The following is a 26,159-nucleotide window of genomic DNA, read 5'->3' on the forward strand; positions in this document are numbered from 1 at the left end:
GCGGTGCAGGACCTGACCTGTGGTCGGGCGCTGGAGTTGCCGTTCATCATGGTGGTGAAGCCGAAGCTGTTGCCGCTGCCGTTGGAGCGCATCGTCAGTACGGTGTTGTTGCTGCTCAGGCTGGCGCTGCCGCTCCAGGTGCTGCTGATCGACTGTGGTGAGGTGACGGCGACGACCACGGTCCAGTTGCTGGCGCCGCTGACCGTCACCGTGGTGTTGTAGCGGTCGCCCCAGACCGTACCGGCCGTGGTCGACGTGGTGCAGCCGCCGCTGCCCGGGGGTGGGGTGGTGGGGTTGCCGCCGGGCGGCGGGGTCGTCGGCGGGGTGCTGCCGTCGGGGGCCACCGCGCGGCCGGTGGACGGCGAGATCATGCCGGGGCAGAGGTTACGGCTGGTGAGGTTGGACATGATCTGCGGAATCGCGTCGCGGGTGTTCTGGATTCCGTCGTGCATCAGGATGACCTGGCCGGCCTGGAGCCGGCTCGCGTTGGAGACGATCTGACTGACGCTGGCGCCGTTCCAGTCCTGGGAGTCCACGTCCCAGATCACCTGTCGCATCCCGAGCGACGAGGCGACGGACTGGAGGGTGGCGTTCGTCTCCCCGTACGGCGGCCGGAAGAGCTGCGGCCGTACGCCGGTCGCGGACTGGATCGCCGAACTCGTCTGGGACAGGTCGGACTGCATCTGGCTCTGGCTCATCGAGGTCATGTGGGCGTGGTTCCAGCTGTGGTTCGCGACCCACATGCCGGCCGAGACCTGCGCCTGCGCTGCTGACCGGTTGTTCTGGACGTTCTGCCCGACGTTGAACATCGTGGCCCGTACGCCGTTGTTGCGCAGCACGGAGAGCAGCGCGCTGGTGCTGCCGGTCGGCCCGTCGTCGAAGGTCAGCCCGACGTAACCGTTGCAGGCGGCGGCGCTGGACGGAGACGCGACGACGGCGAGGGCGACCCCGCCGGTCGCCATGGTGGTGGCGACGACGGCCAGCCGGACGACGTGGCCGAGCCAGCCCGGTGTGGTCGGTGGCCGGGGCTTGGCGAGTTTGCCGAACATAGCGGGTCTCCTTCTCGCAGGTGGTGGGTGCCGGCGGTGTCGGCCGTCCGGGCCGGGGCACGGACAGCAGTCGTACGGTCCGGACATGTGGCGGTGGGCGGGAACGCCGCCGCATACCTGAGCGGGTGCGTCGCATCGACCGCTATAGATCAAAGTATTGCAGCGTAAATTCAGGGACGTCAATAAGTTCCGGAAGCTTTCCGGACATCGCGCGGGCCGGTGGGCGTCCTCCTGTCGGCGCTGAGGTGCGCCGCCGTGGCCGGCGCGCCGCTCGTCCGAACCGGGATGACAGGGCGGCGGCCGGCGGCTCAGCTACTTCCCGGAACGCTGGTGGAGCCCGAGTGCTGGTGTCGCTCGGCTGTCACCCGGCCCGGGTGATGGCCGTCGCGCCGTTTCCGGTCGGGCGGCGCGCGCGTATATCTTCCGGAACTTCTTCGATAGAAGACCTCATTGGAGCGACGGATATCTCTCGGCAAACCGGTCGTCACGTTTTTTCGGGGCAATTGGCAGCTAGCTGGTCGCCGACGAACTCGTACGACGCCTCGCGGCCCCACCTCGGTGTGTGGGCCCTGTGCTGGTCTTCCGCGCCACGACGGGGCACTACGAGCGGCTCGCTCCGGGTGTCTCGGAAGTTTCCGAAACATGTCTTGAACTTTGCAGGTCCGTCTGCGAGTCTTTGCCGGTCGATGGACAGTTGTCGTGACGTCCGACGGACGGGGTGATGGCCGTTGATGGCCGAGCCCGGCCGCCGGACCGACACCTGTCGACAGGAGGGGACAGCGGCCCTCGTTGTCCACGGCGGACAACCCGCCGTTCCCGTTCGCCCGGAGCAAGCCTCGTCTGGGCGCACTGGGCAGAGAGGACAGGTAGATGAGGGCAGGAAAGCTACTGACTCTGTCGGTAGTCCTGGCGGCGGGCGTCCTGGGAACGACGGCCTGTGGCTCCGGGGACTCGGCGGGTGACTCGGGCAGCGGCGGCAACGTCACGATGACCTTCTGGCACAACGCCACGACGGGGCCCGGCAGGAGCTTCTGGGAGAAGACCGTCGCCGACTTCCAGGCGGCCAACCCCAAAGTCAAGATCCAACTCCAGTCGATCCAGAACGAGGACCTGGACGGCAAGCTCCAGACCGCGCTGAACTCCGGCGACGCCCCCGACGTGTTCATGCAGCGCGGCGGCGGCAAGATGGCCGCGATGGTCAAGGCCGGCCAGCTGATGGACATCACGAACGGGATCAGCGACGCCACCAGGAAGGTGGTCTCGGAGGGGTCGTTCAAGGCCCAGACGATCGACGGCAAGGTCTACGCGATGCCGGTCGCGGTGTTGCCCGGCGGCTTCTTCTACAGCAAGGACCTCTTCGCCAAGGCCGGTATCACCCAGACACCGACCACGCTGGCCGACCTCCAAGCGGCCGTCGAGAAGCTGAAGGCCTCCGGTACCCAGCCGATCGCCCTCGGCGGCAAGGACGCCTGGCCGGCCGCCTTCTACTACTACTTCTTCGCGCTGCGCGAGTGCAGCACCACCACGGTCACCGAGACCGCCAAGAGCATGAGCTTCGACGACCCCTGCTGGCTCAAGGCCGGTCAGGACGTGCAGGCCTTCGCCGCGACCCAGCCGTTCAACAACGGCTTCCTGACGACGTCGGCGCAGCAGGGTGCGGGCAGCTCGGCCGGTCTGCTCGCCAACCACAAGGCGGGGATGGAACTCATGGGTGCCTGGAACCCGGGCGTCATCGGCTCGTTGACCCCGGACAAGAAGCCGCTGCCGGACCTGGACTGGTTCCCGTTCCCCAGCATCGAGGGCGGCGCGGGCGAGCCCGGCGCGATCCTCGGCGGCGTCGACGGCTACTCCTGCTCCGCGAAGGCGCCGAAGGCGGAGTGCACCGCCTTCCTCAACTTCATGCTCCAGACCCCCGTCCAGGAGGCCTACTACAAGGCGTTCCAGGCGCCGCCGGTGAACAGCGACGCGCAGGGCGCGGTGACCGAGCCGCACCTGAAGTCGGTGCTCGAGGCGTACAACAAGGCGCCGTTCGTCTCGCAGTGGCTCGACACGGTCTACGGGCAGAACGTCGGCAACGCGCTCAACACCGCCGTCGTGAACCTGCTGGCCGGCAAGGGCAGCCCCGAGGACATCGTCAGCGCGGTCAAGACCGCCGCGAAGAGGGCCTAGAGATCAGTACATGTTCGACACAGACCGCGAGAGCGTACCGCTCGCGCAGGACCGGTCGGCGGGTCTGACGACGGTCGGGGGTGACGCGCCTGTCGCGTCGCCCCCGACCGGGCGCCGTGCCCGGAAGGGCATCGGCTGGCCCGCCCGGCTGGAGATCGCGCTGATGACGGGCCCGACGCTGCTCGTCTTCCTCTCCTTCGTCATCTTCCCCGTCGCCATGGCCGCCTACTACGGCTTCTTCAGCTGGCAGGGGTACGGCCCGCCGACCGAGTTCGTCGGGCTCCGCAACTACCTGCTCGTCTTCCAGGACGGCACGTTCGTCGACGCGTTGCAGCACAACGCCGTGATCGTCGTACTGTCGCTGGTGCTCCAGGGGCCGGCCGCCGTGCTGCTCGCCCTGCTGCTGAACCGGAAGATGCGCGGGCAGACCCTCATCCGGGTACTCGTCTTCATCCCGTACGTGATCTCCGAGGTGGTGGTCGGCACCGGCTGGAGCCTGATGCTCCAGGGCAGCGGCGCCGTCAACGCCTACCTGGAGCGGCTCGGACTGGGATGGTTGCAGAGCGACTGGCTCTCCGACCCGGAGAAGGCGATCTGGACCCTGATGGGGATCCTGACCTGGAAGTACATCGGCTTCGCCGTGATCCTCTTCCTCGCCGGGTTGCAGGGCATCCCGGACGAACTGATCGAGGCCGCCTCGATCGACGGGGCCTCCTACTGGCAGATCCAGCGCCGGATCACGCTACCGCTGCTCGGGCCGACGATCCGGATCTGGGCCTTCCTGTCGATGATCGGTGCCCTGCAACTCTTCGACCTCGTCTACATCATCTGGGGCCAGTACGTCGCCTCCACGGCCGGGACCTCGACGATGGCGACGTACATGGTGGCCAACGGCCGCAACGCCGGGGAGTACGGGTACGGCAACGCCGTGGCCGTGATCCTGTTCTTCGTCTCCCTCGTCGCGGCGCTGGTCTACCAAAGGTTCGTCCTACGCCGTGACACCGACGGCGCGATCACCGGAGGAAAACGCTGATGGCCGTGACAGCCGTAGCCGTGCGCAGGCCGGTGCGGGGCAGCCGGAAGCTGCCCTGGGGAAGCCCGGCGGTGTACTTCGTCGCGCTGCTGCTCATCGGGGTGATGCTGGCCCCGATCGTCTACATCGTCCTCGGTGGCTTCCGCACCAACGCGGCGATCACCACCGATCCGGCGGGCTGGCCGAGCCCGTGGGAGACCACGAACTACCTCGACGTGCTGACCGGCGGCGTCTTCTGGCAACAGGTGCTCAACTCCACCATCGTCGCCGGGTTCACCACCGCGGGCGTGGTCACCCTCGGCCTCATGACGAGCTTCATCCTGGCCCGCTACCGCTTCAGGGGCCGGGGCGCGATGTACTCGCTCTTCGCGGCCGGGCTGATGTTCCCGCTCACCGTGGCGATCACCCCGCTCTACATCCTGGTCCGGACCCTGGGGCTGATGAACACGCTGCCCGGGGTGATCCTTCCGCAGATCGGGTTCGCCATCCCGATGACGATCATCATCCTGGTCCCGTTCGTGCGGGCGATCCCGGACGAGATCCAGGAGGCGGCGTCGATCGACGGATGCAGCCGACTCGGCTTCTTCTGGCGCATGGTGCTGCCGCTCTCCATGCCGGGGGTCGTCACGGTGGCCATTCTGACCTTCATCTCCAGTTGGAACAGCTACCTGTTGCCGCTCTTCATCCTCAACCGGGAGGAGACCTTCACGCTGCCGCTCGGCGTGCAGGCGTTCGCCTCGCAGTACTCGGTCGACACGGCCAAGGTCCTGGCGTTCACCTCCCTGTCGATGCTCCCGGCGCTGCTGTTCTTCAGCCTGTTCCAGCGCCGGATCGTCGGAGGGCTGACCGGCGCCGTGAAAGGCTGACCCGCCCAGGGCTCTCCGGCCGCCGCACGAGGCACCGCCGTCGCGGTCGTTGCGCGTCGGCGGTGCCTCGGCCTCTTCACGCGCAGGTTACGTCGATGCCTTCGGCCGGGGCGCCGGCCCGCGTCCAAGGCGTACCGCCGCCCTTGTCGAGAAGCTCTAGCCCGGATGCCCAACTCGGCTACGCCGGCCGCCCGGATGCCGGCCCGGCAGGCGCATGGTCTCGTTTCGGCCCGCGTGCGGCCCTACCGGACATGTCGGATCAACGGCCGATCCCTCACCACCCGCACATACCTCGCCTAGCCTGCCGGTACAGGTAGCCGCCGCCAGGCGGGACGCCGCCGGAGGGGGTTCCCATGTGGTGGAGACGACTGGTCATGGCAGTGGTGCTGACGCTGGCCACCACGGTGACGACCGCGCCGCCGGCACAGGCGGCCAGGCCCGGCGAGCCGTTCTACGGTGACGTCAACGACGACGGCCATCGCGACCGGCTCGCCGCCTACACCGGCGCTGCCGGCAACCGAGGCTGCTTCGTCTCGGTCGCGTACGGCAGGCCGGGCGGCGGCTACCTGCCCCCGGTCGGCCACCGCTACATCGAAACTGGTGCCATCGGGCCGCACAACTGCCCGGACATGGGCACCGTCGTCGACCTGCGCGGGGACAGCCGTCCGGAACTGCTGCTCGCCTTCAGCGACAACAACAACGTCACACCGCTCCGCGACGTGCTGCTGCTCGACCAAGACTTCCGGTTCGTGTACGACCGGCAGATAGGTGGCGGCTTCCACTGGTTGATCGGGACCGCGGACTTCAACGGCGACGGTAGGGAGGACGTCTACGTCCAAGGCAGTGAGTGCGCGGGGTTCGCCCGTCTGATCAGTGACGGTGCCGGGGGATTCCGACCCGACGAGTTCAGATGGGCGGGGGATGTCTCGTCCATCGTCGACGACCTCGACGGCAACGGCACCAGCGAGGTCGTGATCACCTGGTCGCTTCCGCTCCATTGCACACGCCCGGGTGAGGCCGGCACCGGAGTGTTGGTGCTGCACGGCGACGGCCGGATTCAGCACCTGCAACGCCGGCTGACCGACGACGAGTGGGACGCGAGATGGTCCATCAGCAAGGTACGGGCGAACAACGACCGCTTCTACGACGTCCGCACCGAGCACGACAGCGGCCGGGTCGACTTTCACCTCGGTACGCCCGACGGCACCTTCGTCCGGGCTCCGAAACTCACCGGTGACCAGGCGTACCTGTCGAAGTCCCAGCCGATCGTCCTGAACGTCACGGCGAACGACCTGATCACCGGCACCGCCCCGATCACGATCAGGGAGTATCCCCGGTACGGCCAGGTGACGGTCACGTCCGACCGGAAGGTGCGGTACACCCCGCATCCCGGCCAGCGGCAGGTCGACCGGTTCGTCTACCAGGTCATCGAGGCCAACGGCGTGACGGCCGCCACCGCGGTGCACATCCGCTGGCGAGGCATGTGAGCGTTGTCGGAGACGTCAGGGGCGTGGGGTCAGGTAGCCGCGGGAGAAGGCGGTGGCGACCGCCGCCGCCCGGTCGTTGACGCCGAGTTTGGCGTAGACGTGCAGCAGGTGGGTCTTCACCGTCGCCTCGCTGATGAAGAGCTGCCGGGCGGCCTCGCGATTGGTCGAGCCCTGGGCGATCAGCTCCAGCACCTCCAGCTCGCGCTGGGACAGCGGCTCCGAGGCCGGCTGGCGGAGCTGGCCCATCAGTCGGGTCGCGACGGCGGGGGAGAGGACCGCCTGTCCGCGCGCGGCAGCCTCGACCGCGCGGAACAGCTCCTCCCTCGGCGCGTCCTTCAACAGGTACCCGGTGGCGCCCGCCTCGATCGCGGGCAGCACGTCGCTGTCGGTGTCGTACGTGGTGAGCACCAGGACCCGGGCCGACACCCCGCGCCTGGCCAGTTCCTTGATCGCGGTGACCCCGTCGGTTCCCGGCATCCGCAGGTCCATCAGGATCACGTCGGGCCGGAGCTTCTCCCCGGCGACGATGGCCTCGGCGCCGTCACCGGCCTCACCGAGCACCTCGAAGCGCGGGTCGGCGCTGAACATGCCCCGCAACCCGTCCCGCACCACCGGGTGGTCGTCGACGATGAGCAGCGAGATCAATCCGCACCTCCGGCGGGGATGGCCGGCACGGCCGCCGAGATCGCCGTGCCGCCACCCGGTTCCGACTCGATGTCCAACCGGCCCGCGAGACGCTGCACCCGCTGCCGCATCCCGGCGAGCCCGAACCCGCCGTTCGTGGAACCGTTGGCCCGTTTGACGCCGGGATCGAAGCCGACCCCGTCGTCCCGTACGTCCAGCGTCACCAGATCCTCCATGTAGGACAGGGTCAGGCCCACCCGGCTGGCCCGGGCGTGTTTCGCCACGTTCGCCAGCGCCTCCTGCGCGGTACGCAACAGTGCCACCTCGACGTCGGCGTGCATCGGCCGGGCGTCGCCGGTGGTGGTGAGTACCGTCTCGATGCCGTACACCTCCGCCCAGCGCCGGGCCACCTCGTTGATCGCGTCCGGGAGCCGGGCCTCGGCGAACATCGCCGGCTCCACCGCGTGCACCGTCCGCCGCGCCTCGGTGAGGCTCTCCCGGGCCAGGTTCATCGCGTTCGTCACATACCGGCGGGACGTCGACGGCTCGTCGGTCTGCTCGGCGGCCTGGAGCTGGGTGAGGATGCCGGCGAGCCCCTGGGCGAGGGTGTCGTGGATCTCCCGGGCCATCCGTTGCCGCTCGTCGAGCACCCCCGCCTCACGGGCCTGAACCAGCAGTTGGGCGTGCAGCCCGGCGTTCTCCTCCAACGCCGCCTCCAGCTTGGTGTTGGCCTCGTGCAGCTCGGTGAGCGCCCGCCGCTGCTTCTGGTTGCGCTGGTCGGCCAGCTCGGCGAAGTAGAAGAACGCCCCGGCCAGCACGACGCAGATCACGCTGACGGCGATTCCCTCCCACCACGCCCCGGCGACGATCTCGGCGGCCCCGCCCAGGTAACCGATCGCCGAGACGACCGCCGTGGCGGCGACGCCGGCATAGCGCCACCGGCCCCTCAGGTAGAGGAACGCCTGTGGGTAGCCGACGAAGGCGAAGAGCGCGAAGAAGGGCGCGATCGCCACCAGGCCGGCGGCCAACACCATCAGTCCGGTGTAGTAGAGGCCCATCAGCGGGCCCCTGTCGTGCCACTCCGGGTGCAGGGTGTGGAAACAGAGCAACCAGAGCGTGGCGGCGAGCGTCAGCCCGAGCACCGCCGGGACGTGCACCGGCATGTCCCAGGTCGGTTGCAGCAGCGTGAGCAGGGCACTGGCCGCCAGGAGGAGGTACGGCAGCACGTTGAAGAGCGCGACCTCCCGACGCTCCCAGCGGTCGAACTCGGCACGCAGCTCCGCCTCGATGCTCACGGCCTACTCCCAGCGGAAGTACCGCGCGGCCAGCCCACCGGCCACGATCGTCCACCCCAGCATGACAGCCAGGTGCAGCGGCTGCGGCCACTGCCCGCCCGTCGCGTCCTGCAACGCCTGCACACCCGCGCCGAGCGGAGTGAGGTCGCTGATCGTCCGCAGTACGTCGTTCATGCTGTCCCGGGGGATCCAGAGGCCGGCGAAGAAGACGATCGGAAAGAACAGCACCGTCCCGATCGCGCCGGCACTCTTGCCGGTCGGCGCGAGCGCGGCGACGAGCAGGCCGATCGCGAACATCGCCAACGCCGCCAGCAGGTAGCTCAGCAGGTAGGCCGGGAGCAGCCGGGGCAGGCGTACCTCGAACGCCAGCCGGCCGACGGCCAGGACCACCACCATCGTTCCGACGGACAGGACGGTGGCCATCAGCAACTGCGCGCCGAGCATCAGCGTCGGCTTCACCGGAGTGGTCCGCATGCGTCGCAGCACACCCTTCTCCCGATAGCTGGCGAAGAGCTGGGAGAGGCCGTTGAGGGCGAACATGGCGAGGGCCAGCGCGACGACGATCGGCACGTACAGGTCGATCACCCGCAGGCCGCCGAGCGACTGGTCGGGTTCCCGGAACGCCGGGATCGCCCCGAAGATGCCGAGCAGGATCGGCGGGAACGCGAGCGCGAAGAAGACGATCATCGGCTCTCGGAAGAAGAGTCTGGTTTCGGTGGCGGTGAGCCGGTACAGGGCGGACAAGGCGGTCTCCTCAGGCTTCGACGGGTCGGCCGGTGAGCGCGACGAAGGCGTCCTCCAGCGAGGTCTGCTCGACCCGCAGGTCGGCGGCGACGACCTGGTGGCGGGCGAGCACGGTGGTCACCGCGAGCAGCAGATTTCCGGTACCGGTCACCACGAGCTGGCTGCCGGCCCGCTCCACGGAGGTCACCTCGGGCAACGCGGTCAGCACGGCGTGGTCCAGCGGCACCGACGGCCGGAACCGGATGCGCTGCCGGTCGTCGACCGCGGCGACCAGCCCGGCCGGCGAGTCGAGCGCGACGAGCCGACCCGAGTCGATCACGGCGAGCCGGTCGCAGAGCCGTTCCGCCTCCTCCATGAAGTGCGTGACCAGCAGGATCGTCACGCCCCGGTCGCGGATTTCCTCGATCAGGTCCCAGGTGTCCCGGCGCGCCTGCGGGTCCAGGCCGGTGGTCAGCTCGTCGAGTACCGCCACCTTCGGGTTGCCGACCAGCGCGAGCGCGATCGACAACCGCTGTTTCTGCCCGCCGGAGAGCCGCCGGAACTGCGTACCGAGCTTGCCGGTGAGCCGCAGGGTGTCGACCAGGTCCCGCCAGTCCGCCGGCTGGCGATAGAAGGAGCTGAACAGCCGCATCGCCTCGCCGACGGTGAGCTTGTCCGGCAGCTCGCTCTCCTGAAGCTGTGCGCCGAGCAGTTGCCGAAGCTCACCGGTGTCGCGCTGCGGGTCGATGCCACAGACCCGGATGCTGCCACCGTCCGGGGTACGCAACCCCTCGACGCATTCGACGGTGGTGGTCTTGCCCGCACCGTTCGGTCCCAGGATGCCGAAGATCTCGCCCGGCTCGACCGCGAAGCTCACCCCGTCCACCACGGTGTGCTCGCCGTAGCGCTTGACGAGGCCGTCTACCTCGATGATTGCCATACCGAAAGCGTGCCGTCCGCGCCCCGGTGCCGAATCGACCACGCAGCCACCGCCGTGGCCGGCCGCGACGGGCACCCCGGTCAACCGATCGGTGGATGCCGACCCCGTCACCGGGTCGACGTCCAGTCGGCGTCCAATCCCCGTTCAGTCCGCGCTGGGAGCTTGTCGGAAACCACACCAGCGATGGAGGCGACAGTGGAACGGACAGGCACGGCAAGGATCGTCGGCCGGGGGTCGGCGTCGATACTCGCGCTGACGCTGGCGCTGATCGGGGCGTTGGCGACCACGCTACCCGCGCACGCCGGGGCGCAGCCGGCACGCGGCGCCCCGGACATCCCCAAGCTCACCGCGGCGGCACCGTCCGGCGTCGCCAGCACGACGCCGGACGCGGCCAAGCGACCCGCGGGCGCGCAGCGGGCACTGCGAAAGCTCGACAGCGCCGCGATGAAACTGGGTACGAAGGACGTGGGCGCGGCCACCCGCAGAGTCGACGGCACCCGGGCGGAAGCCCCGGGGTGCACGCCGTACATCAGCGGATACGTGACCCGGGTCGGCCTCGACGTCCGGATCGACTACCTGGCGGAGATCGTCTGCAACTTCTACCTGGCGGGCGCCGGCCAGGCGTACCTGATCGAGCGGACGAGCGGCTCCCCGTACAACGGACAGGCGGTCGCGGCCGCCGGGGTGTTCAGCTTCGGCAACGACTACTACGGGTACAGCCTCGGCGCGGTGCTGATCGACGGCCGGGTCTACGACGGCGGCAGCCAGCTGGAGATCGGGTTCAACCTGGCGTTGCAGACGCTGGACGGGTCGACCTGGGCCGGCTGCTTCCCGCTGCCGGCCGGGCAGCGCTACCTGAGCCCGTGCGCCGGCCTCGGCACCCCCACCATCTCCGTCTCGGTCGGCTCCGGCGTCTTCGGCACGGGGCTCGCCCCGAACCGGCTGGCGGTGCTGGCGAGCCTGACCCAGACCGGCTCCGACAGCTATGCCACCTGGGACGCGGCCCGGCAGAACCAGGCGATCCTGGCCGCCTACATGTTCGACTGGTCAAACGACGGCTGCACCGGGGCTCCGGACAACCCGCTCGGGTTCGCCTTCGAACTCTCCTGCATCCGGCACGACTTCGGTTACCGCAACTACAAGGCGGCCCAACGGTTCGCGGAGAACAAGGACCGGCTCGACCTCGCCTTCTACGGCGACATGCAGCGGGTCTGCGCGACCTACTCCGACGCGCTGCGACCGCCCTGCTACGGGCTGGCGACGATCTACTACGAGGCGGTCCGGATCTTCGGACGCCCGAACGTCACCGACGAGCAGCTCAGGGCGGTGGAGGAGCAGATGCCGGAGGGTACGGCCGGCAAGGCCCCACTGGCCAGGGCCGGCTGAGCACCGGACCGCGCGGCGCGGTGCACGGCGAGTCTGCGACCGGGACTCGCCGTGCACCGCGTACTCCGGTAGGGCTACGACCTGGAATCGGACTGGTCCGGCACCTCGGTGCAGATCCGCCGCCACTCACCGGGAGTGAGACCGTAGGTGGCGCGGAACCGTCGGGTGAAGTGGGTCGGGTCGGTGAAACCCCAGCGGCGGGCGACTGTCGCGATCGTACGGCCGCGGCTCGCCGGTCGCTGCAACTCCTGGCGGGCGCCCTGAAGCCGCTCGCCGATGATCCACTGTTCCAGGCTGAAGTCGGCCTGGGCACAGATCTTGTAGAGGTGCCGGAGCGAGACGTTGTGCGCGGCGGCGATGGTGGCCGGGCGCAGGCCGGGGTCGGCGAGGTGCTGGCGTACGTAGGCGCGGACCCGGGTCAGCAACGTCTCGGCGAGGACCGCGCGGCTGAGCGGCTCGACCCGGGCGGCGGAGACCAGCAGGGCGCGGAGCAGCTCGACGCTGGCCCGGCCGAGCGCGTCGGCGGCCGGGTCGGCGCTGAGCCGCTCGGCGTCCTGGACGAGCTGGCTGACGTGCTTGCCGACCAGGCCGTACAGCGGACTGGTGCGCAGGTTCGCCGCCGCCCGGCGGATCAGGTCGAGCGGGAGGCCGACCTGGTCGACGGGTACCTGGATGCAGCCGGCCGCGCCCTCGCCCGACCAGGAGAAGTCGTACGGTGCGGAGAGGTCGACCATCAGCATCTCGCCGGGCGGCACGACCTGCCGGTACCCGAGCTGCTCGTGGCGGCCGTCGCCGAGGCGCTGCACGGAGAGCGCGATGACCGGGGCGGCGTCCTGGCGGGCCTGCTTGGGTGTGCGCAGCAGCCGCAGGCCGGTGGAGCGGGCGGTGAAGATGTTGACGCCACCGAGGTCCCACACCTCCAGGCGGGTCCGGACGTCGCCGTCCGGATCCTCGTGGATCACGTACGACGGCACGGACGCCTGCATCATCGCCGCGTAGATCGCGTCGACCCGCTCCCGAGGTGGAATGTCCGCCGTATCCAACACGAAGCCCATTTACCCCGCCCGATGTGCACGCTGAGCCGACAACGGTGCACGCACAGCCCCGACCCGGCGCGCTCCGCTGAATAGGTTCGCATGCGGGTGTTACGAGAGGGTGCCGTGCGCAGCGCCGGATCACCGCCCGGATCGTCGCCCAACTCCTCATCAGCGCGAGCGCGGGAGTGTCTGCATGCCCTTCGTCACCACCGCCGACGACACGCAGATCTACTACAAGGACTGGGGCGAGGGGCGGCCGGTCCTGCTCAGCCACGGCTGGCCGCTCAACTCCGACAGCTGGGAGGCGCAGCAGCTCTTCCTCGCCGAGAACGGCTACCGGGTGATCGCGCACGACCGCCGTGGGCACGGCCGCTCCACCCAGTCGTGGGCCGGTAACGAGATGGACACCTACGCCGACGACCTCGCCGCCGTCATCGAGGCACTCGACCTGCACGACGTCACGCTGGTCGGCTTCTCGACCGGCGGTGGCGAGGTGACCCGGTACATCGGCCGGCACGGCACCGCCCGGGTCGCCCAGGTGGTGCTGGTCTCGGCCGTACCGCCGCTGATGGTGCGGACCGAGGACAACCCCGACGGCCTGCCGGTGGAGGTCTTCGACGCGATCCGGGCCGGTTCGGCGGCCGACCGTTCGCAGCTCTACCGCGACCTCGCCGACGGCCCGTTCTTCGGCCTCGACCGTCCGGGGGCGAGCGTCTCGCCGGGCGTGCGGGACGCGTTCTGGCGGCAGGGACTGCAAGCGGGGCACCGCAACGCGTACGAGTCGATCGCCGCCTTCTCGGCCACCGACTTCCGGGCCGACCTGGCCGCGTTCGACGTACCCACGCTGGTCATCCACGGCGACGACGACCAGATCGTCCCCTTCGAGGTCGGCGGAAAGGCCTCCGCCGCCCGTATCAAGGATGCGACGCTGCTCGTGTATCCGGGCGCGCCGCACGGCATCACCGACACCCACAAGCAGCAGCTGTCCGAGGACCTGCTCTCGTTCCTGAGGAGCCTGCCATGACCACGCCCGACACGATCGTCCTGGTGCACGGCTTCTGGGTGACGCCGCGCAGCTGGGAGCAGTGGATCACGCACTACGAGGCGAAGGGCTTCCGGGTGATCGCGCCCGGCTACCCCGGCTTCGAGGTGGAGGTCGAGGCACTGCGGGAGAACCCCGAGATCATCACCGCCGTCACCGTGCCGGCGATCATCGCCAGGATCGAGGGGATCATCCGGGAGCTGGACCGCCAGCCGATCATCATCGGCCACTCGGCCGGCGGCGCCTTCACCCAGATCCTCCTCGACCACGGCTTCGGCGCGGCCGGCGTCGCGCTCAACTCCGCACCCACCGAAGGGGTACGGGTCGTGCCGCTCTCCCAGGTGAAGTCCACCTTCCCGGTGTTGAAGAGCCCGGCCAACCGGCACCGGGCCGTCGGCCTCTCCTTCGAGGAGTGGAGGTACGCCTTCACCAACACGTTCACCGAGGAGGAGTCCCGCGCCCTCTACGAGCGTTACCACATCCCGGCCAACGGCGGCATCCTCTGGGGCAGCGTGCTCGCGAACTTCCAGCCCGGCCACCAGGACACCTGGGTCGACTACCACAACGACAACCGGGCCCCGCTGCTGTTCGTCTCCGGCAGCGAGGACCACATCATGCCGCCGGCGATCCAGAAGTCGAACGCCAAGCACTACAGGTCCAACACCGTCACCGAGGTCGAGGAGTACCAGGGGTACGCGCACCTGCTCCCCGCGCAGAAGGGCTGGGAGGAGATCGCCGACCACGTCCTCGACTGGGCGCTGTCCCATGCCCGCTGACGTCCGCCTCACCCACATCGGCGGCCCGACCGTGCTGATCGAGGCGGCCGGCTGGCGGCTGCTGACCGATCCGACGTTCGACCCGGCCGGACGTACCTACGCGTTCGGCTGGGGTACCTCCTCCCGCAAGCTCGCCGGCCCGGCCGTACCCCCGGAAGCGCTCGGGCCGGTCGACGCGGTGCTGCTCACCCACGACCACCACGGCGACAACCTCGACGAGGCCGGCCGCCGGTTCCTTCGCACGGCGGGGACCGTCGTCACCACCGTGTCGGGTGCCGGCCGGCTCGGCGGCGGTGCGCGCGGCCTCGCGCCGTGGGCGACGACCACCCTGGAGGGTGCCGGCCGGCCGTCGATCGAGGTCACCGCCACGCCCTGCCGGCACGGACCGCCGCTGAGCGGACCGATCGTCGGCGACGTCGTCGGCTTCGCCCTGCGCTGGCCGGGGCAGCGGCACGGTGCGCTCTGGATCTCCGGTGACACCGTGCTCTACGGCGGCGTCCGGCAGGTCGCCGGGCGCATCCCGATCGGGCTGGCACTGGTGCATCTCGGCGGGGTCCGCTTCCCGGTCACCGGCCCACTGCGTTACACGATGACCGCCCGCGACGCCGTCGAGCTGCTCGGTGCGGTACGCCCGCACACCGCCGTGCCGGTGCACTACGAGGGGTGGCGGCACTTCCAGCAGTCCCGTTCCGCCATCGAGGCCGAGTTCGCCGCCGCTCCGCCCGAGGTACGCGACCGGATCCGCTGGCTGCCACCCGGCACCCCCACCCAACTGGAGACCTGACCCGTTCCCCGACCGCAGTGGTGGCAGCACCCGACCGCAGTGGCATCGGCGCTGCGGCCCCTGCCATCTCCTCCCGCCGGTTGGACCCTCGATCCGAAATCCGACGCAAGGGTGTCGGGCGGCGAACCGTCGTGCCATAAGAAGCAGGCATCGGTCGTTGACAACGGGAAACGCGGTGATGTTCGTGGAGCAGTCAAGCAGACTGTTCGGGGTGGAGTTGCGCCGTCGCCGGATCGGGGCGGGCTACTCCCTTGAGGAGTTCAGCGGCCGCGTCTACTACAGCAAGAGTCATCTGAGCAAGGTCGAGAACGGCGTCAAGCAGCCGAGCGACGAGTTGGCTCGGCAGTGCGACGCCGTACTGGACTGCAAGGGTGAACTCGCTGCGCTCCTCGACGAACTCGTCGGTGCGCGGCCGGACCGACACTCCGACGGCACGAGCGAGGTGTTGGCGCTGGACATCGGCGAGGACGGAAAAGGGCGCGTCGTCAGGGCGACGCGTCGGGAACTGGTCGCCACCGGTCTGTTGAGCATGACCGGACTGGCCGCCGAGGCGGATCGGCCGGCCGGGGCGTCCGGGCGGCGCCAGGCGGTCGTGCCGAACCCGGCCCTGGAGACCTTCAGGTCCTGGTACGAGCAGGCCCGCCAGGTGGGCCAGAACATGGACGCCGAGGTCCTCCTGCCGACCCTGACCTCGCACGCACACATGCTGAGCCTCCTCGCCGGCCGCAGCCGGGGTACGGACCGACTGCGGACGCTGGCGCTCGTCGCCGACTACGCCGAGTACATCGGGTGGATGACCCAGGAAAGTGGTGACGACGACACCGCACGCTGGTGGACCGACCAGGCCGTCACCTTCGCGTCGGCCGCCGGTGACGACGGCATGTCGGCGTACGCACTGGTCCGGCGTGCGCTGATCGCGATGTACCAGGGGAGGGCTGCCGAGACGATCGCACTGGCGCAGCGGGCCCAGCGGGCCTGGTGCCGGCCACGGATCCGCGGGCTCGCCGCGCAGCGGGAGGCACAGGGGCATGCGCTGGCCAACGACGCCCGGGCCTGCTTCGAGGCGCTCGAACGGGCCCGGGACCTGCTGGCGGCGGACCCGCCCGCCGCCGGGCGGACGGTGATCGGCAGCGCGAACGTCTCCGATCCGGTACAGGCCGCCACCGGTTGGTCGCTGTACGACCTCGGCCGCCCGGCGGAGGCCGCCGACGTGCTGCGTGAGGTGGTGGACGCGATCCCGTCGCACGCCACCCGGGCCAGGAACAGGTACGAAGCCCGGCGGGCCCTGGCACTGGCCGCGTCGGCGCAGATGGACGAGGCCGTCGAACTGGCGAGCCGGGTCGTCGACGTGCAGACGGAGATGCGCTCCGCCACCGTGGCGGCCGAGCTGCGCCGGCTTGCCGAGGTGCTGCGGCGGCGGGCCAGCCATCCCGGGGCGGTCGGGCTCGCCCTTCGCCTGCACGAGCTGCCGCTCTGAGGGTGCTACCGTGCCAGGGTCGCGGCCCTCTGGCTGGTCGCGGCCCTCTGGCTGGTCGCGGCCATCTGGCTGATGGAGCGGGATTGACTCTCGGCAACGATCCTGAGCTCACCGAGGAATCGGCGATATCGATCGTCACGCACGAACTCGGCGTCAGCGCGACAGGTGCGCAACGAGTCGCCGGTTCCGTTGGAAACGTTACCTTCGTGGTGCGGGTCGCCAGCGGCGGCGATGTCGTGCTGAAGGTCGGCAGCCGCGAGCTGCTGACCGCCGAAGTGTGGGCGTGCGGTCGAGCCCGCAGCGCTGGCATTCCCGCGCCGGAGGTCGTCACGCACCGGCTGTCTACCGACGTGGTCGACACCGCGTTCATCGTCATGCGGGTACTCCCCGGAGAGCCCACCCGCGACCTCGAGGTCTGGCGACAGGCCGGTCGATCGTTCCGCGCGGTGCACGACATCGACATCCCCGGATACGGTGCGCTCTCCGTGGGCCAGGAGGAGGTTCGGGGCCGGCACGAGTCATGGCACGACGCGCTCGACAGCGTCCTCGCGCGGGTCCCGGACCTCGTGACCGGCGGTGTGCTCACGGTCGAGCTGGGCGGCCACCTCGACCAGGCAATCAGGTCTTCGGGCATCATGACCTACCGGGAACCCGGTGTGATGCTGCATCGCGACCTCAAGCCGCAACACGTCTTCGCCGACCGGGCGCAGCTGGCCGGGGTCATCGACTGGGGCGATGTCGGCGTGGGCGACCCGATGCTCGACATCGCCCGCGTCTCCATGGCCGGGCCGGACATCCTGTCAGCGTTCCTCGACGGTTACGAGCTGGACCTGACACCCGGACTCGACGAGAGGATCCGCGCCTATCGCCTGCTCTGGAACCTCGCGGCGCTCAGCTTCGAGTTTGCGGCCGGCGGTGACTGGTTCGACTTCTATCGCCGGAACATCCAGGCGGACCTGGGACCGGACCTGGGACCCCGGGGATAGCTCCGGACCGGCGGCGTGGGCTGCCACCGGCAGGTCAGCACGGGCGGTGCTTCGCGGCCGTGGGGCGCAGCAGCCGGTAGCCGCCGCCCTGCCGGGTCAACTGGACGGTGAGATCCCAGCGCGTACACGTCTCGTCCGGTCTGCCCTTCGGGCCGTAGCCGGCCGCCTGGTTGCTGGTGAAGGTCACCCGGGCCCGTACCGGGTCCAGCCGTGGGTCGACCTGCACCAGCTCGACGTCCGAGTCCTCCGTGGTCGACATCGCCTCGGTGAAGGAGGCGCGGCTGTCGGGCTTCGCCGGGTCGACCACACCGTCCGGGTCGTAGAGCGCGAGCAGGGTGTCCCAGTCCTTGTCGTTGACCGCCTGGAAGTAGCCGTCGAAGAACTCGGCCACCTCGATCACCTCGGTGCTGTCGCCGGTACCCGCCAGCCGGACCATGCCGACCCGGTCACGCGGCGGCTCGATGGAGAACCCGGTGCTCGGCGTCGCGGCGGTGGTCGGCACCGCCACCGGTGGCGGCACCACCCTGGTGCTCGCACCATCGGCCCGGGTGCCGTCGTCGGTGCGGCCGCCGACGTAGACCAGCAGCACACAGACGGCGGCGACGAGCGCGGCGGCGGCGACCGCCCAGCGCGCGGTCCCGGACCGCGCCGCCCGGGGCCGGGCAGTAGCTCCCGCTGGCCCGCCGGCCGCCCCCGGCAGCGGACCGCCGGCGGCGACTCGCCACCGCTCCGGTCGCGGTCGCTGCGGCGGGGTGGGCGCGATCTCGTTCGAATGCGGCAGGACGGCGTCGAACGCGGCCGTCCACTCGGCCCAGTCGGGCCGCGCGTCCGGATCCCGCCGGCTCCGGGCGGCGAGGTCGGCAACGTCGGCGAAGAGTGGCATCGCGGCGGTGAGTTCGGCGGGGTCGCGGGCCGCCTGGTCCGACAGCAACAGCCGGAGCACGAGCAGACCGAACTTGTACCGGTCACCCGCGGCGGTGCCGAGCACCTCGCCCTCGGGCAGCCGCCAGTCCGGCGTCTCGACCTGCGGCGCCACGGATTCGCCGTCGACGCAGACCGCATCGCAGTCGAGGAGGAAACAGCGCGGCGGATCCACCGTCACCAGGACGTTCTTGGGGGAGAGGTCGCCCACCACGATGCGGTCGCCGTGCAGGACCGCGAGCATCCGGGCGAACTCGCGCAGCAGCCCGACCCGGTTGCGCTCCGAGACCCGCAGGCCGACCCTGGCCATGTACTCGATCGGGTTGAGCAGGAACTCCATCGCGAGTGGCCGGGATTGACCGTCGCCGGAGAGGGCGAGCGTCACGGTGTATTCGGGCGGGGCCGGTGGCATGAGGAATCCGCGCAACTCCGCGCCGCGACGGACGGCGGCGAGCGGCCACGCGGCCCGCTCGGCGAGCAGGGTGCGCAGGTCGTCGCCGGCGGACGCCCGCAGCGCCACCAGCCGGTCGAGTACGTCGGCCCGCACCGAGGCGATCGTCTCCGGGTCGTACTCCTTGAACGCCAGCCGTCCCGGGAAGATCCCCGGCGCCTCCACCAGCCGGACCCGGCCCTGCCCGCCGGAGCCGAGTTCCCCGACCACGGTGAGCGCGTCGACGTCGACCGGCCCACCGATGAACACGCTCATCCCGCTCCCTCCGACCGCCGGGGACGCGGCCACACCGCGACGAGCGTCCGGTCGTCGTCGAAGGTGTCCCGGGAGAAGTCGAGCGCGTGGGCCAACCCCAGCATCGGCGGTGGCTGGTCGAGGACCGCGGCGAAGAGGTCGCCGACCAGGCCGGTGCCGTCGCCGAGCGGATCGCCGAAGCCGTCCGTTCCGATCAGCAGCACCGATGTGCTGAGCCGCACCCCGACCGGTTCGATCCGTTCCGGCAGCCTGGGCAGTGCCGTCACCGCCGAATCGACCATGCCACCGTCGGAGTACTTCGACGGGAAGAGGCTGCTGAACCGGGAGCCGTCGAACGACCAGGCACCGGAGTCACCGGCGCGGACCAGCTCGGCCGTCGCGCCGGAGCGGGTCGGCCGGACCACCCCGGTGACGATCGTCGTGCCGAGCCGCCGCTCCACGTCCTCGGCCCGCTCACCCGGCCGCAGCCCGTACCGGCCATGCCCCAGCAGTGCGCCGGCGGCGTCGGTCAACACCCGCCGCCAGTCGACCCGGCCGTCACGGTCGAGTTCCTCCGCCAGGGCCCGGAGTGCGGCCTGACCGGCCAGCCTGGCGCCGACCTCGGCAGCCGTCGTGTCGGAGACACCGTCCATCACCGCGAACAGCACCGCTCCGGTCGGTCGGTGCAGGACGACGCCCGCGTCGTCCTGGCGGTACTTTCCGGCGTACCGGTGTGCGTTCCCGCGTACCGAGGCCATCCGGACCACGAAGTCCGGCGTCGTCCAACCGTCGCACACCGTGTCGGGCTGGCGCCCGGGCGCCGGCCGGGGGTCGAAGGAATCGGCGGGCTCGTCGACGACGATCGGCGCCCACTGCCCGGGTGCCGGCGCGTTGTGGATGCGCGGGTGCCCACCGGGGTCGGCCGGCGGTTCCTCCCGGGCACCCCCGGCGGGGATGGTTCGCGGATCGGCCGCCCGGCCGCGTCGCAGAAGCATCCTCACACCACGTCGATCGCCATGTGGAAGCCCTCCGGGCGGTCGACCCGGAGTTCGGCCGTGCCGTTCGCCATCGACCGGCCCGACTCGACCACGCTCTTGGTGAGCGCGGCGCAGAACTTCGCGATGGCCTGCCCGATGTCGGAGCCCTGGATGGAGACGAACGCGTACTCGGGACGCGTGGCGACCTCCAGGATGGTCCGTGCCTCGGCATCGCCGATGCCGCAGGCGATGATGTTCGGCGCGCCGAGGGTCTGGTTCCGGTCGACGAGTTGCTGGTGGAACCGTCGCCAGTTCCCACCGTCGCTGGGCTGACCGTCGCTGAGGAAGAACACCGCCGGGCGGTGCACCGCGTACTGCTGCGACTTCAGCTGCCTGACATCGGCCGGGATCTGCTGTAGCAACGCCTGGAACGCGGCGCCGAAACTCGTGGCGTTCCGGGAGGTCAACGGCGGCATCGCGTCGACCCGGCGCAGGTCGGCGAGGTGCATCCGCAGTACGGCGGTGTCGGAGAACCCGATGACGGTGAAGCGCACCTTGGCCGCCGCCATGGGCTCGGCCAGCAGCGCCTGGTGCAGCGAGACGAGGCCCGCGTTCAGTTCACCGATGAGGTGCCGCATCGAGGCGGACTCGTCGGCCAGTACGTAGATCGGCAGTAACTGCCCGCGTACGTCCGGCATGTGCTGGATCACTCTCCCTGGGGTGGCGGCGCAAGCAGTTCGGTGGCCGGGCGGAAACCGTCCGGCCCGGTGACGACGGAGTTCTGGTCGCCGTCGAGGACGGCGCGGCCGTATTCGAGGACCCGGCGCAGGGCGAAGGTGCAGAATCGGCGGGCCGCCTCGGCGACGTCGCCGGCCGGGCCGACGAAGGCCAGCTCCGGCCGGGTGGCGATCCGCAGGACCGTCTGTGCCGAGGCGGGGCCGACGCCGCAGGCGATCAGGTCCGGGGCGTAGCGCTGACTGGCCCGGTCGGAGAGCCGGCGGTGCACGTCGGCCCAGGGCTGGTCCTCGGCGGGCCGGTCGCCGCTGAGCATCAGCACCTGGGGGCGGCGCAGCGACGAGGTCTCCTGTTTGAGCGCGGCCGCGTCCCGGGGGATGCAGTCCAGCAGCCGGGAGAACGCGTCGGCGAGCCGGGCCGGGCCGGCGCCGACCGTGAACGCCGGAAGCCGGACGCCCGGCCTCGGGGTGCTCGCGGGTATCCGGACCGAGGCCCCGTCGGCATAGCTCAGCACCGCCAGCCGCACCACCTCGGCGACCTCCGGGTCGGCGGCCAGGGTGTCGTAGAGGGACCGCAGGCCGGCGTTGAGCGCGTCGATCCCGGCGGCCATCGCCGGTGACTCGTCGATCACCAGGTAGATCGGGATCAGGCCGGGTGGCCGGCTACCGGGCCGGTCCGTACCGTCCCCGGCCTCGGGCAGCGGTACCTCCCAGCCCGACGCGGTCGAGGGAGCGCTGCCCAGCGGGACGTGCGGATACCCGGAGGCGCCGCGGACGACCTCGTCCCGGACCTGGCCCATGTCGTACGCCTCGACCAGGTTCCGGCCGGCCATGTACTCGAACTTCTCCCAGTTCCGCTTGTCCGCCTTCTCCCGCTCGACGGCGAGCCGGGCCTCCATGTCGGCGGCCATCTCCAGAGCCCTGGCGGTGTCGCCCGGGTTGTTCTCCAGGTGCAGCGCGAGCAGGTCCTGCATGCTGAACGGCCGCCCGGCGAGCGCGTCGCGTTCCCGGGCCCGCTGTTCGATCGCGCCGCTCTGCCGGATCAGGTCGATGTTGTTGGCCCGCCGGGCCTCGTCCGCGTTGCGCTCGTGCTCGGCGGCCTTGACGACGTTGTCCCGCTTGGCTTCCTCCTCCCTCTGCAGGTAGGCGACCGCCGCCGCGTCGGGCTCCAGCCGGGCCCGGCACATGTACAGCTCGATGCAACCGCCGATCGTCACGCCACGCCGGAAGCGGGCGTTGATCGCGTCCTCCGCCGCCTTGGCCTCCTCGATGGGGAAGGCGGCGGTGATGTCGCGGAACTCCGACATCAGGTAGTCGGAGACCACCCGGAGCCCGTCCTGGATGTTGCGGCTCACGATCTGCCTCGGATCGGTCACCCGGAAGCCGACGTTCACCATCGTCGCGAAGTGGTAGATCCCGCCGCGTGCCGGTGGTGGCGAGCTGCGCAACTCGATGGTGCGCTGGTGATCGCTGAGGTCGATGTCGTACCTCATGCGGTAGCGGAGCAGGAGTTGGTCGCCGAGCCCGATCGGCCGGCCACCGTCCAGGATGTCGATCTGGCCGCCGGCCGTCACGTACACGGCGGCGACGTGCGGGTCGCGGACCCGTTCGGTGGCATCGAACCGCGACACCGGCCCGGACCTGAGGATCAGTTGAACGGACATGCTCGGGTTCACCTCGCGGAGTGGTCGGGGAGCAGCACGGCGTTGACCGCCTGCGCGACATTCGGCATCGGGATCAGGACGTCCTCGCTGTCCCACTGGCGGGCATGGCGGGTGACCACCGCGCCCGCCCACGGATCGAACTCGGCGACCGCCCGCATCAGCCGGGTGAACGCCTCCCGGATCGCGGCGTCGGACTCCGCATAGCTGGCCCAGATGCGCAGCACGTGCTCTGCGGCCCAGCCATAGCGGCTGCCTGCCAGGGTGCGGGACCAGAACTCGATGAGCGGCCGGCGCAGGTGACCATGACGGGTGGCCAGCAGCAGCAGCGTCGGCCACCGGGTCTTCGCGCCGTTCGCGCCGGTGACGTCGCTGAGCAGGTCCGCGGCGACGAGCAGGAACATGAGCTGTGCGGTGTCGGCCCGCTTCGGATCGGCCAGGCACCTCTCGACCACACCGTAGAAGAGCGGAAGGTACTGCTCCGGGTCCTCGGCCAGCAGCGCCGCGAACCCTCGGCAGATGCCGACCTGCACCGGCAGCTCCCTGACTACGGTCAGCCGCTCCAGCGCCCGGACCGACCTGGTGGTGTCGGTACGGCCGAGCCGGGTGCCGTGCGCCAGCGCCGCCGTGGACTGCAACTCGGGGTCCCGGGCCCGGTACCAGCCGTCGACGAGCCAGGTCACCGCGGTCTGCAACTCCGGCACCCCGGCCGCCACCCGGAGCACGTCGGCGACCGCCTCCCGGCGGTACGTCTGGTCACTGGCCGCCCAGTCGTGCAGGACGGCGCGGCGGACGTACTCGAAGGCGAGCGTCGACAGGAAACCGACCGCCGTCCCCGCCGACACGCGTATCTGGTCGGAGCGGTGCATCACCAGGTCGCCGAGCCAGTCGAGGATCTGATCCTGGATCCGGTAGCCCTTCCAGGCGCGTTCGATGACCCGACGCGGATAGTCGGGGTTGCGGTACGAGATCTCGGTGGCCGGCGCGTACCCGTAGGGTGTGCGGATCGTCCCCTCCGTGGTGCGGGCCTGTAGCGCCCGCAGCAGCCGGGTCGGCGGCATCCGGAAGGGATCCGGGTTGGCGACCCGGAGTGACGCGTCGTCGTCCACGACGAGCGGGCCACCGGCCGTCAGGCGCTTGTGCAGCAGGCGTGCGGCGGCGGCGACCTCCTCGAACGGCTGCCCGTCGAGCACCGCGAGGGCGATCGCGAAGCAGCGCAGTTCCAGGTCGGCGAGCCCGTCGAACCAGATGCCGAACTCGTCGACGTCCCGGCGCATCAGCATCGCCCGGATCCGGGTGACGTCCACCGTTTCCGACTCGCGGCTGAGCAGCATCGCCAGCACGGCGGCGACCTCACAGGTGATGCTGTCCCGGTCGAGCTTCTCCTTGACCAACTCGGCCACGGCCGGCTCCGCCAGCAGGCCGTCGGCGCGGGTCTCGTCGTCGAGGCGATAGCTGAGGTGGGTACGCAGGATCTCCCGTCGTGGTGGTGCCGCCGGCAGGCTTATCCGGTGCCGGAGCAGGCTCTCGTCCCGGATCGGTGCCTCGGAGCCGACGGTGAGCACGAGCCGCGCGTCGGCGGCCCTGAGCGCCGCCTCCAGCCGGTCGAAGGTGGAGGCGTCGAGCCGCCCGACGTCGTCGGGCTGGCAGAGCAGGAAGGCGGTACCGCGCTCGAACCGGCGGGCTGTGAGCTGCTCCGCCATCCGGCCGAGGTCGATCCGTGGGTCGAGTTGGTAGATGACCCGGGACTCGACGCTGAGCAGGAGTCGGATCGCCATCGTGACCCGGCCACCCCCGGTGACTCCCTGGAGCAGGACGCTGCGGCGGTCCTGGAAGTCGGCCCGGCAGGCGTCCCAGCGCTCCGGGAAGACGAAGGCGTGCCGGGCGTACTCCTCCAGGGTCGGTGACAGCCTCGTCAGCGGCGCGCTCTGCTGCCCGCCGGTGAGATAAAAGACGATCTTGTCGCCGGAGACGGCGTCGCCGCCGAAACGCTGCTGCGCGTCGCGCACGAACTGGTGACGGTCTGATCCACGCCCCGGCTGGTCGTGCAGAGTGCCGGAAAGCGGGTTGGCGCCGTCGGACCGGTCGGCGCTCGCGCCGTCCCCTTCACCACCCTGCTCCGGCGGGGTGGCCCCGGCCTCCGCTCCGCCCTCGGCCGGCGGAGCGCTGCCACCGGCATCACCGGCGGCGGCGGGCCCGGCCGGTGCGCCCCCGGGTGCCGGTCCCGCGTCGGCCGGTGCCGCGGCCGGCTGGGCGGGTGCCGCCGGTGCTGCCGATGCGGCTGCCGCCCCGCTCACCGGTACCCCGCCTCGTTGCCGTGGACGGTCTTGGTGCCGTTGACCCAGTCGCCGCCGACCTGTGGGCCGTGCACCGGTCCGTGGTTGTTGAACTGGACGCTGTGGCTGCCCGCCGGTGGCGGGCTGCCGGCGGCGGGGTCCGGCGCGGACCGGACCTCCGGCGCCGACCGGAGGCCCGGCGGGGACGGGTAGCCCGGGGCGTGCACCCAGCAGCGTTCCCTGCCCTCGGCGATCGGGACGGGCAGGTAGGTGGACGGATCGGCCGCCAGCGGATGCGCCCGCACCACGCCGTCGTAGAAGGCGTCCGGCAGTACGAGGACGAGCCCCGCCTTCGTCGCTCGACGTCGTACCTCGGCGACCGCCGGAAGGTCCAGGAGGTAGGCGATCTCGTCGGAGGCGTCCGCCTGGCCGCTGCGCATCGTCGAGTGGTGCAGGCCGGCGCGGACGCGCAGCGGGCCGCCCTCCGGGACGGGTTGGTCGGCCAGGGCTGCCTCAAGGGCGCTGACCAGCCTGGAGAGCACCCGGATCGGTGCAACGGCCGCCGGGACGAAGAGGGTGAGTCTCGTCGGGCGGGTCACCGTCTCGATCTCCGACATCTCGGCATCCGCCGTGGCCCGTTCGATGGCCTGGTGCAGGGCCGTCAGGTGCCACTCCCGGACCGGGGGCTCCGGTCGCAGCATCAGCACGGTCCCGTCCCGACCCGCCGCCGGCCCGGCGGCAGCCGCAGCGGGCTCGCCTCGGGCGAGGGTGGCGAGTTCCTCGATCAGGAGAGGAAGGTCCCGCTGGATGCCCCTGGTACTCAGCCGTCGGTACTGCCGATGCGCCAGCTTCGCGATGTCGTCCGGAAGGTTCTCGGCGCGGAGCACGGGTACCTCGCCGACCAGGACCGGGACGACGGCGATCCCCATCGACAACGCGCCGGCGATCTCCCGTCGTACGAAGTCCTCGGGGTTGTCGATGCGCCTGCGCCCGCGACCGTCCCGGGCCAGCCACCTCTTCCCGATGACGACCACCAGCACCACGCTCTTGGCGAGACTGCCCCAGAGTTCGGGACGGAAGTCGCGTCCCAGTTCGATCGATCGGTTGTCCCGGAAGACCCGCTTCGGTCCGATCTTCGCACACAGTTGCTCGTCGATAAGGACGGCGACGGCCGCCTCGTCATCGGAACGGTAGTTGATGAATACATCCGGCACCAGGAAATCCTTACTAG

General features: G+C 70.6%; 22 protein-coding genes. 10 read left to right on the top strand and 12 right to left on the bottom strand.

What is annotated here, in order from left to right; all coding sequences use genetic code 11:
• On the bottom strand, positions 1–1,049 hold a 1,049-nt coding region (locus tag V1634_RS06210; RefSeq protein WP_331206775.1), incomplete at its 3' end, for a polysaccharide deacetylase family protein.
• Positions 1,050–1,919: 870 nt separating this feature from the next.
• Between V1634_RS06210 and V1634_RS06215 the strand changes: the two genes are divergently transcribed.
• The 4 genes from V1634_RS06215 (at position 1,920) to V1634_RS06230 (ending at position 6,604) form a co-directional block, all read left to right on the top strand.
• Complete coding sequence (locus V1634_RS06215; protein WP_331206776.1) at positions 1,920–3,218, top strand: ABC transporter substrate-binding protein; 1,299 nt, start codon at positions 1,920–1,922, stop codon at positions 3,216–3,218.
• 10 nt (positions 3,219–3,228) lie between these two features.
• Positions 3,229–4,251: a carbohydrate ABC transporter permease gene (locus V1634_RS06220; RefSeq protein ID WP_331206777.1), complete on the top strand. Its 1,023-nt coding sequence runs from the start codon at positions 3,229–3,231 to the stop codon at positions 4,249–4,251.
• Positions 4,251–5,117, top strand: coding sequence for a carbohydrate ABC transporter permease (locus tag V1634_RS06225; RefSeq protein WP_407951728.1), 867 nt, complete (start codon positions 4,251–4,253; stop codon positions 5,115–5,117). The genes V1634_RS06220 and V1634_RS06225 overlap by 1 nt, the downstream gene beginning before the upstream one ends.
• Positions 5,118–5,491: 374 nt before the next feature.
• Positions 5,492–6,604, top strand: coding sequence for an Ig-like domain-containing protein (locus V1634_RS06230; protein WP_331206779.1), 1,113 nt, complete (start codon positions 5,492–5,494; stop codon positions 6,602–6,604).
• Between the two features lie 15 nt (positions 6,605–6,619).
• Here the strand turns inward: V1634_RS06230 and V1634_RS06235 are convergent, their stop codons facing one another.
• The 4 genes from V1634_RS06235 to V1634_RS06250 are packed head-to-tail and all read right to left on the bottom strand — an operon-like array spanning position 6,620 to position 10,186.
• On the bottom strand, positions 6,620–7,249 hold the full coding sequence (locus V1634_RS06235; RefSeq protein WP_331206780.1) for a response regulator transcription factor: 630 nt from the start codon (positions 7,247–7,249) through the stop codon (positions 6,620–6,622).
• A complete protein-coding gene (locus tag V1634_RS06240) occupies positions 7,246–8,523 on the bottom strand; it encodes a sensor histidine kinase (protein ID WP_331206781.1) in 1,278 nt (425 codons plus the stop codon). The genes V1634_RS06235 and V1634_RS06240 overlap by 4 nt, the downstream gene beginning before the upstream one ends.
• A 3-nt stretch (positions 8,524–8,526) precedes the next feature.
• Positions 8,527–9,267 (bottom strand): ABC transporter permease, encoded by a 741-nt coding sequence (locus V1634_RS06245; RefSeq protein WP_331206782.1) that lies wholly within the window; start codon positions 9,265–9,267, stop codon positions 8,527–8,529.
• A gap of 10 nt (positions 9,268–9,277) precedes the next feature.
• Positions 9,278–10,186: an ABC transporter ATP-binding protein gene (locus V1634_RS06250; RefSeq protein WP_331206783.1), complete on the bottom strand. Its 909-nt coding sequence runs from the start codon at positions 10,184–10,186 to the stop codon at positions 9,278–9,280.
• 195 nt (positions 10,187–10,381) lie between these two features.
• Here V1634_RS06250 and V1634_RS06255 point away from each other — a divergent pair, with 195 nt between their 5' ends.
• Entirely contained in the window at positions 10,382–11,572 is a 1,191-nt protein-coding gene (locus V1634_RS06255) for a phospholipase (protein ID WP_331206784.1), read from the top strand.
• A 74-nt stretch (positions 11,573–11,646) separates the two neighbouring features.
• Here the strand turns inward: V1634_RS06255 and V1634_RS06260 are convergent, their stop codons facing one another.
• Positions 11,647–12,627 (bottom strand): helix-turn-helix domain-containing protein, encoded by a 981-nt coding sequence (locus tag V1634_RS06260; protein WP_331206785.1) that lies wholly within the window; start codon positions 12,625–12,627, stop codon positions 11,647–11,649.
• Between the two features lie 175 nt (positions 12,628–12,802).
• Here V1634_RS06260 and V1634_RS06265 point away from each other — a divergent pair, with 175 nt between their 5' ends.
• The 5 genes from V1634_RS06265 to V1634_RS06285 all read left to right on the top strand — a co-directional run bounded on the left by V1634_RS06265 (position 12,803) and on the right by V1634_RS06285 (position 17,674).
• Positions 12,803–13,633, top strand: a complete 831-nt coding sequence (locus tag V1634_RS06265; protein ID WP_331206786.1) for an alpha/beta fold hydrolase — start codon at positions 12,803–12,805, stop codon at positions 13,631–13,633.
• Positions 13,630–14,427 (top strand): alpha/beta hydrolase, encoded by a 798-nt coding sequence (locus V1634_RS06270; RefSeq protein WP_331206787.1) that lies wholly within the window; start codon positions 13,630–13,632, stop codon positions 14,425–14,427. The genes V1634_RS06265 and V1634_RS06270 overlap by 4 nt, the downstream gene beginning before the upstream one ends.
• Complete coding sequence (locus tag V1634_RS06275) at positions 14,417–15,211, top strand: MBL fold metallo-hydrolase (protein ID WP_331206788.1); 795 nt, start codon at positions 14,417–14,419, stop codon at positions 15,209–15,211. The genes V1634_RS06270 and V1634_RS06275 overlap by 11 nt, the downstream gene beginning before the upstream one ends.
• A gap of 157 nt (positions 15,212–15,368) precedes the next feature.
• Positions 15,369–16,688, top strand: a complete 1,320-nt coding sequence (locus tag V1634_RS06280) for a helix-turn-helix domain-containing protein (protein WP_331206789.1) — start codon at positions 15,369–15,371, stop codon at positions 16,686–16,688.
• An 83-nt stretch (positions 16,689–16,771) separates the two neighbouring features.
• Positions 16,772–17,674 (top strand): phosphotransferase family protein, encoded by a 903-nt coding sequence (locus V1634_RS06285; protein ID WP_331206790.1) that lies wholly within the window; start codon positions 16,772–16,774, stop codon positions 17,672–17,674.
• Between the two features lie 34 nt (positions 17,675–17,708).
• Here V1634_RS06285 and V1634_RS06290 read toward each other — a convergent pair whose 3' ends face one another.
• From V1634_RS06290 to V1634_RS06315, 6 genes are read right to left on the bottom strand one after another with little or no spacing between them, the layout of a single operon-like run.
• Entirely contained in the window at positions 17,709–19,301 is a 1,593-nt protein-coding gene (locus V1634_RS06290; RefSeq protein ID WP_331206791.1) for a hypothetical protein, read from the bottom strand.
• Positions 19,298–20,275, bottom strand: coding sequence for a protein phosphatase 2C domain-containing protein (locus V1634_RS06295; protein WP_331206792.1), 978 nt, complete (start codon positions 20,273–20,275; stop codon positions 19,298–19,300). Before V1634_RS06295 ends, V1634_RS06290 begins: the two co-directional genes overlap by 4 nt.
• A 2-nt stretch (positions 20,276–20,277) precedes the next feature.
• Positions 20,278–20,967, bottom strand: coding sequence for a vWA domain-containing protein (locus tag V1634_RS06300; protein WP_331206793.1), 690 nt, complete (start codon positions 20,965–20,967; stop codon positions 20,278–20,280).
• Entirely contained in the window at positions 20,964–22,655 is a 1,692-nt protein-coding gene (locus V1634_RS06305) for a vWA domain-containing protein (RefSeq protein WP_331206794.1), read from the bottom strand. Before V1634_RS06305 ends, V1634_RS06300 begins: the two co-directional genes overlap by 4 nt.
• 8 nt (positions 22,656–22,663) lie before the next feature.
• Positions 22,664–24,949, bottom strand: coding sequence for a hypothetical protein (locus V1634_RS06310; protein WP_331206795.1), 2,286 nt, complete (start codon positions 24,947–24,949; stop codon positions 22,664–22,666).
• Positions 24,946–26,142 (bottom strand): TIR domain-containing protein, encoded by a 1,197-nt coding sequence (locus tag V1634_RS06315; RefSeq protein WP_331206796.1) that lies wholly within the window; start codon positions 26,140–26,142, stop codon positions 24,946–24,948. Before V1634_RS06315 ends, V1634_RS06310 begins: the two co-directional genes overlap by 4 nt.
• Between the last annotated feature and the right edge of the window lie 17 nt (positions 26,143–26,159).

The sequence above is a fragment of the Plantactinospora veratri genome, assembly GCF_036421995.1.
GTDB lineage: Bacteria > Actinomycetota > Actinomycetes > Mycobacteriales > Micromonosporaceae > Plantactinospora > Plantactinospora veratri.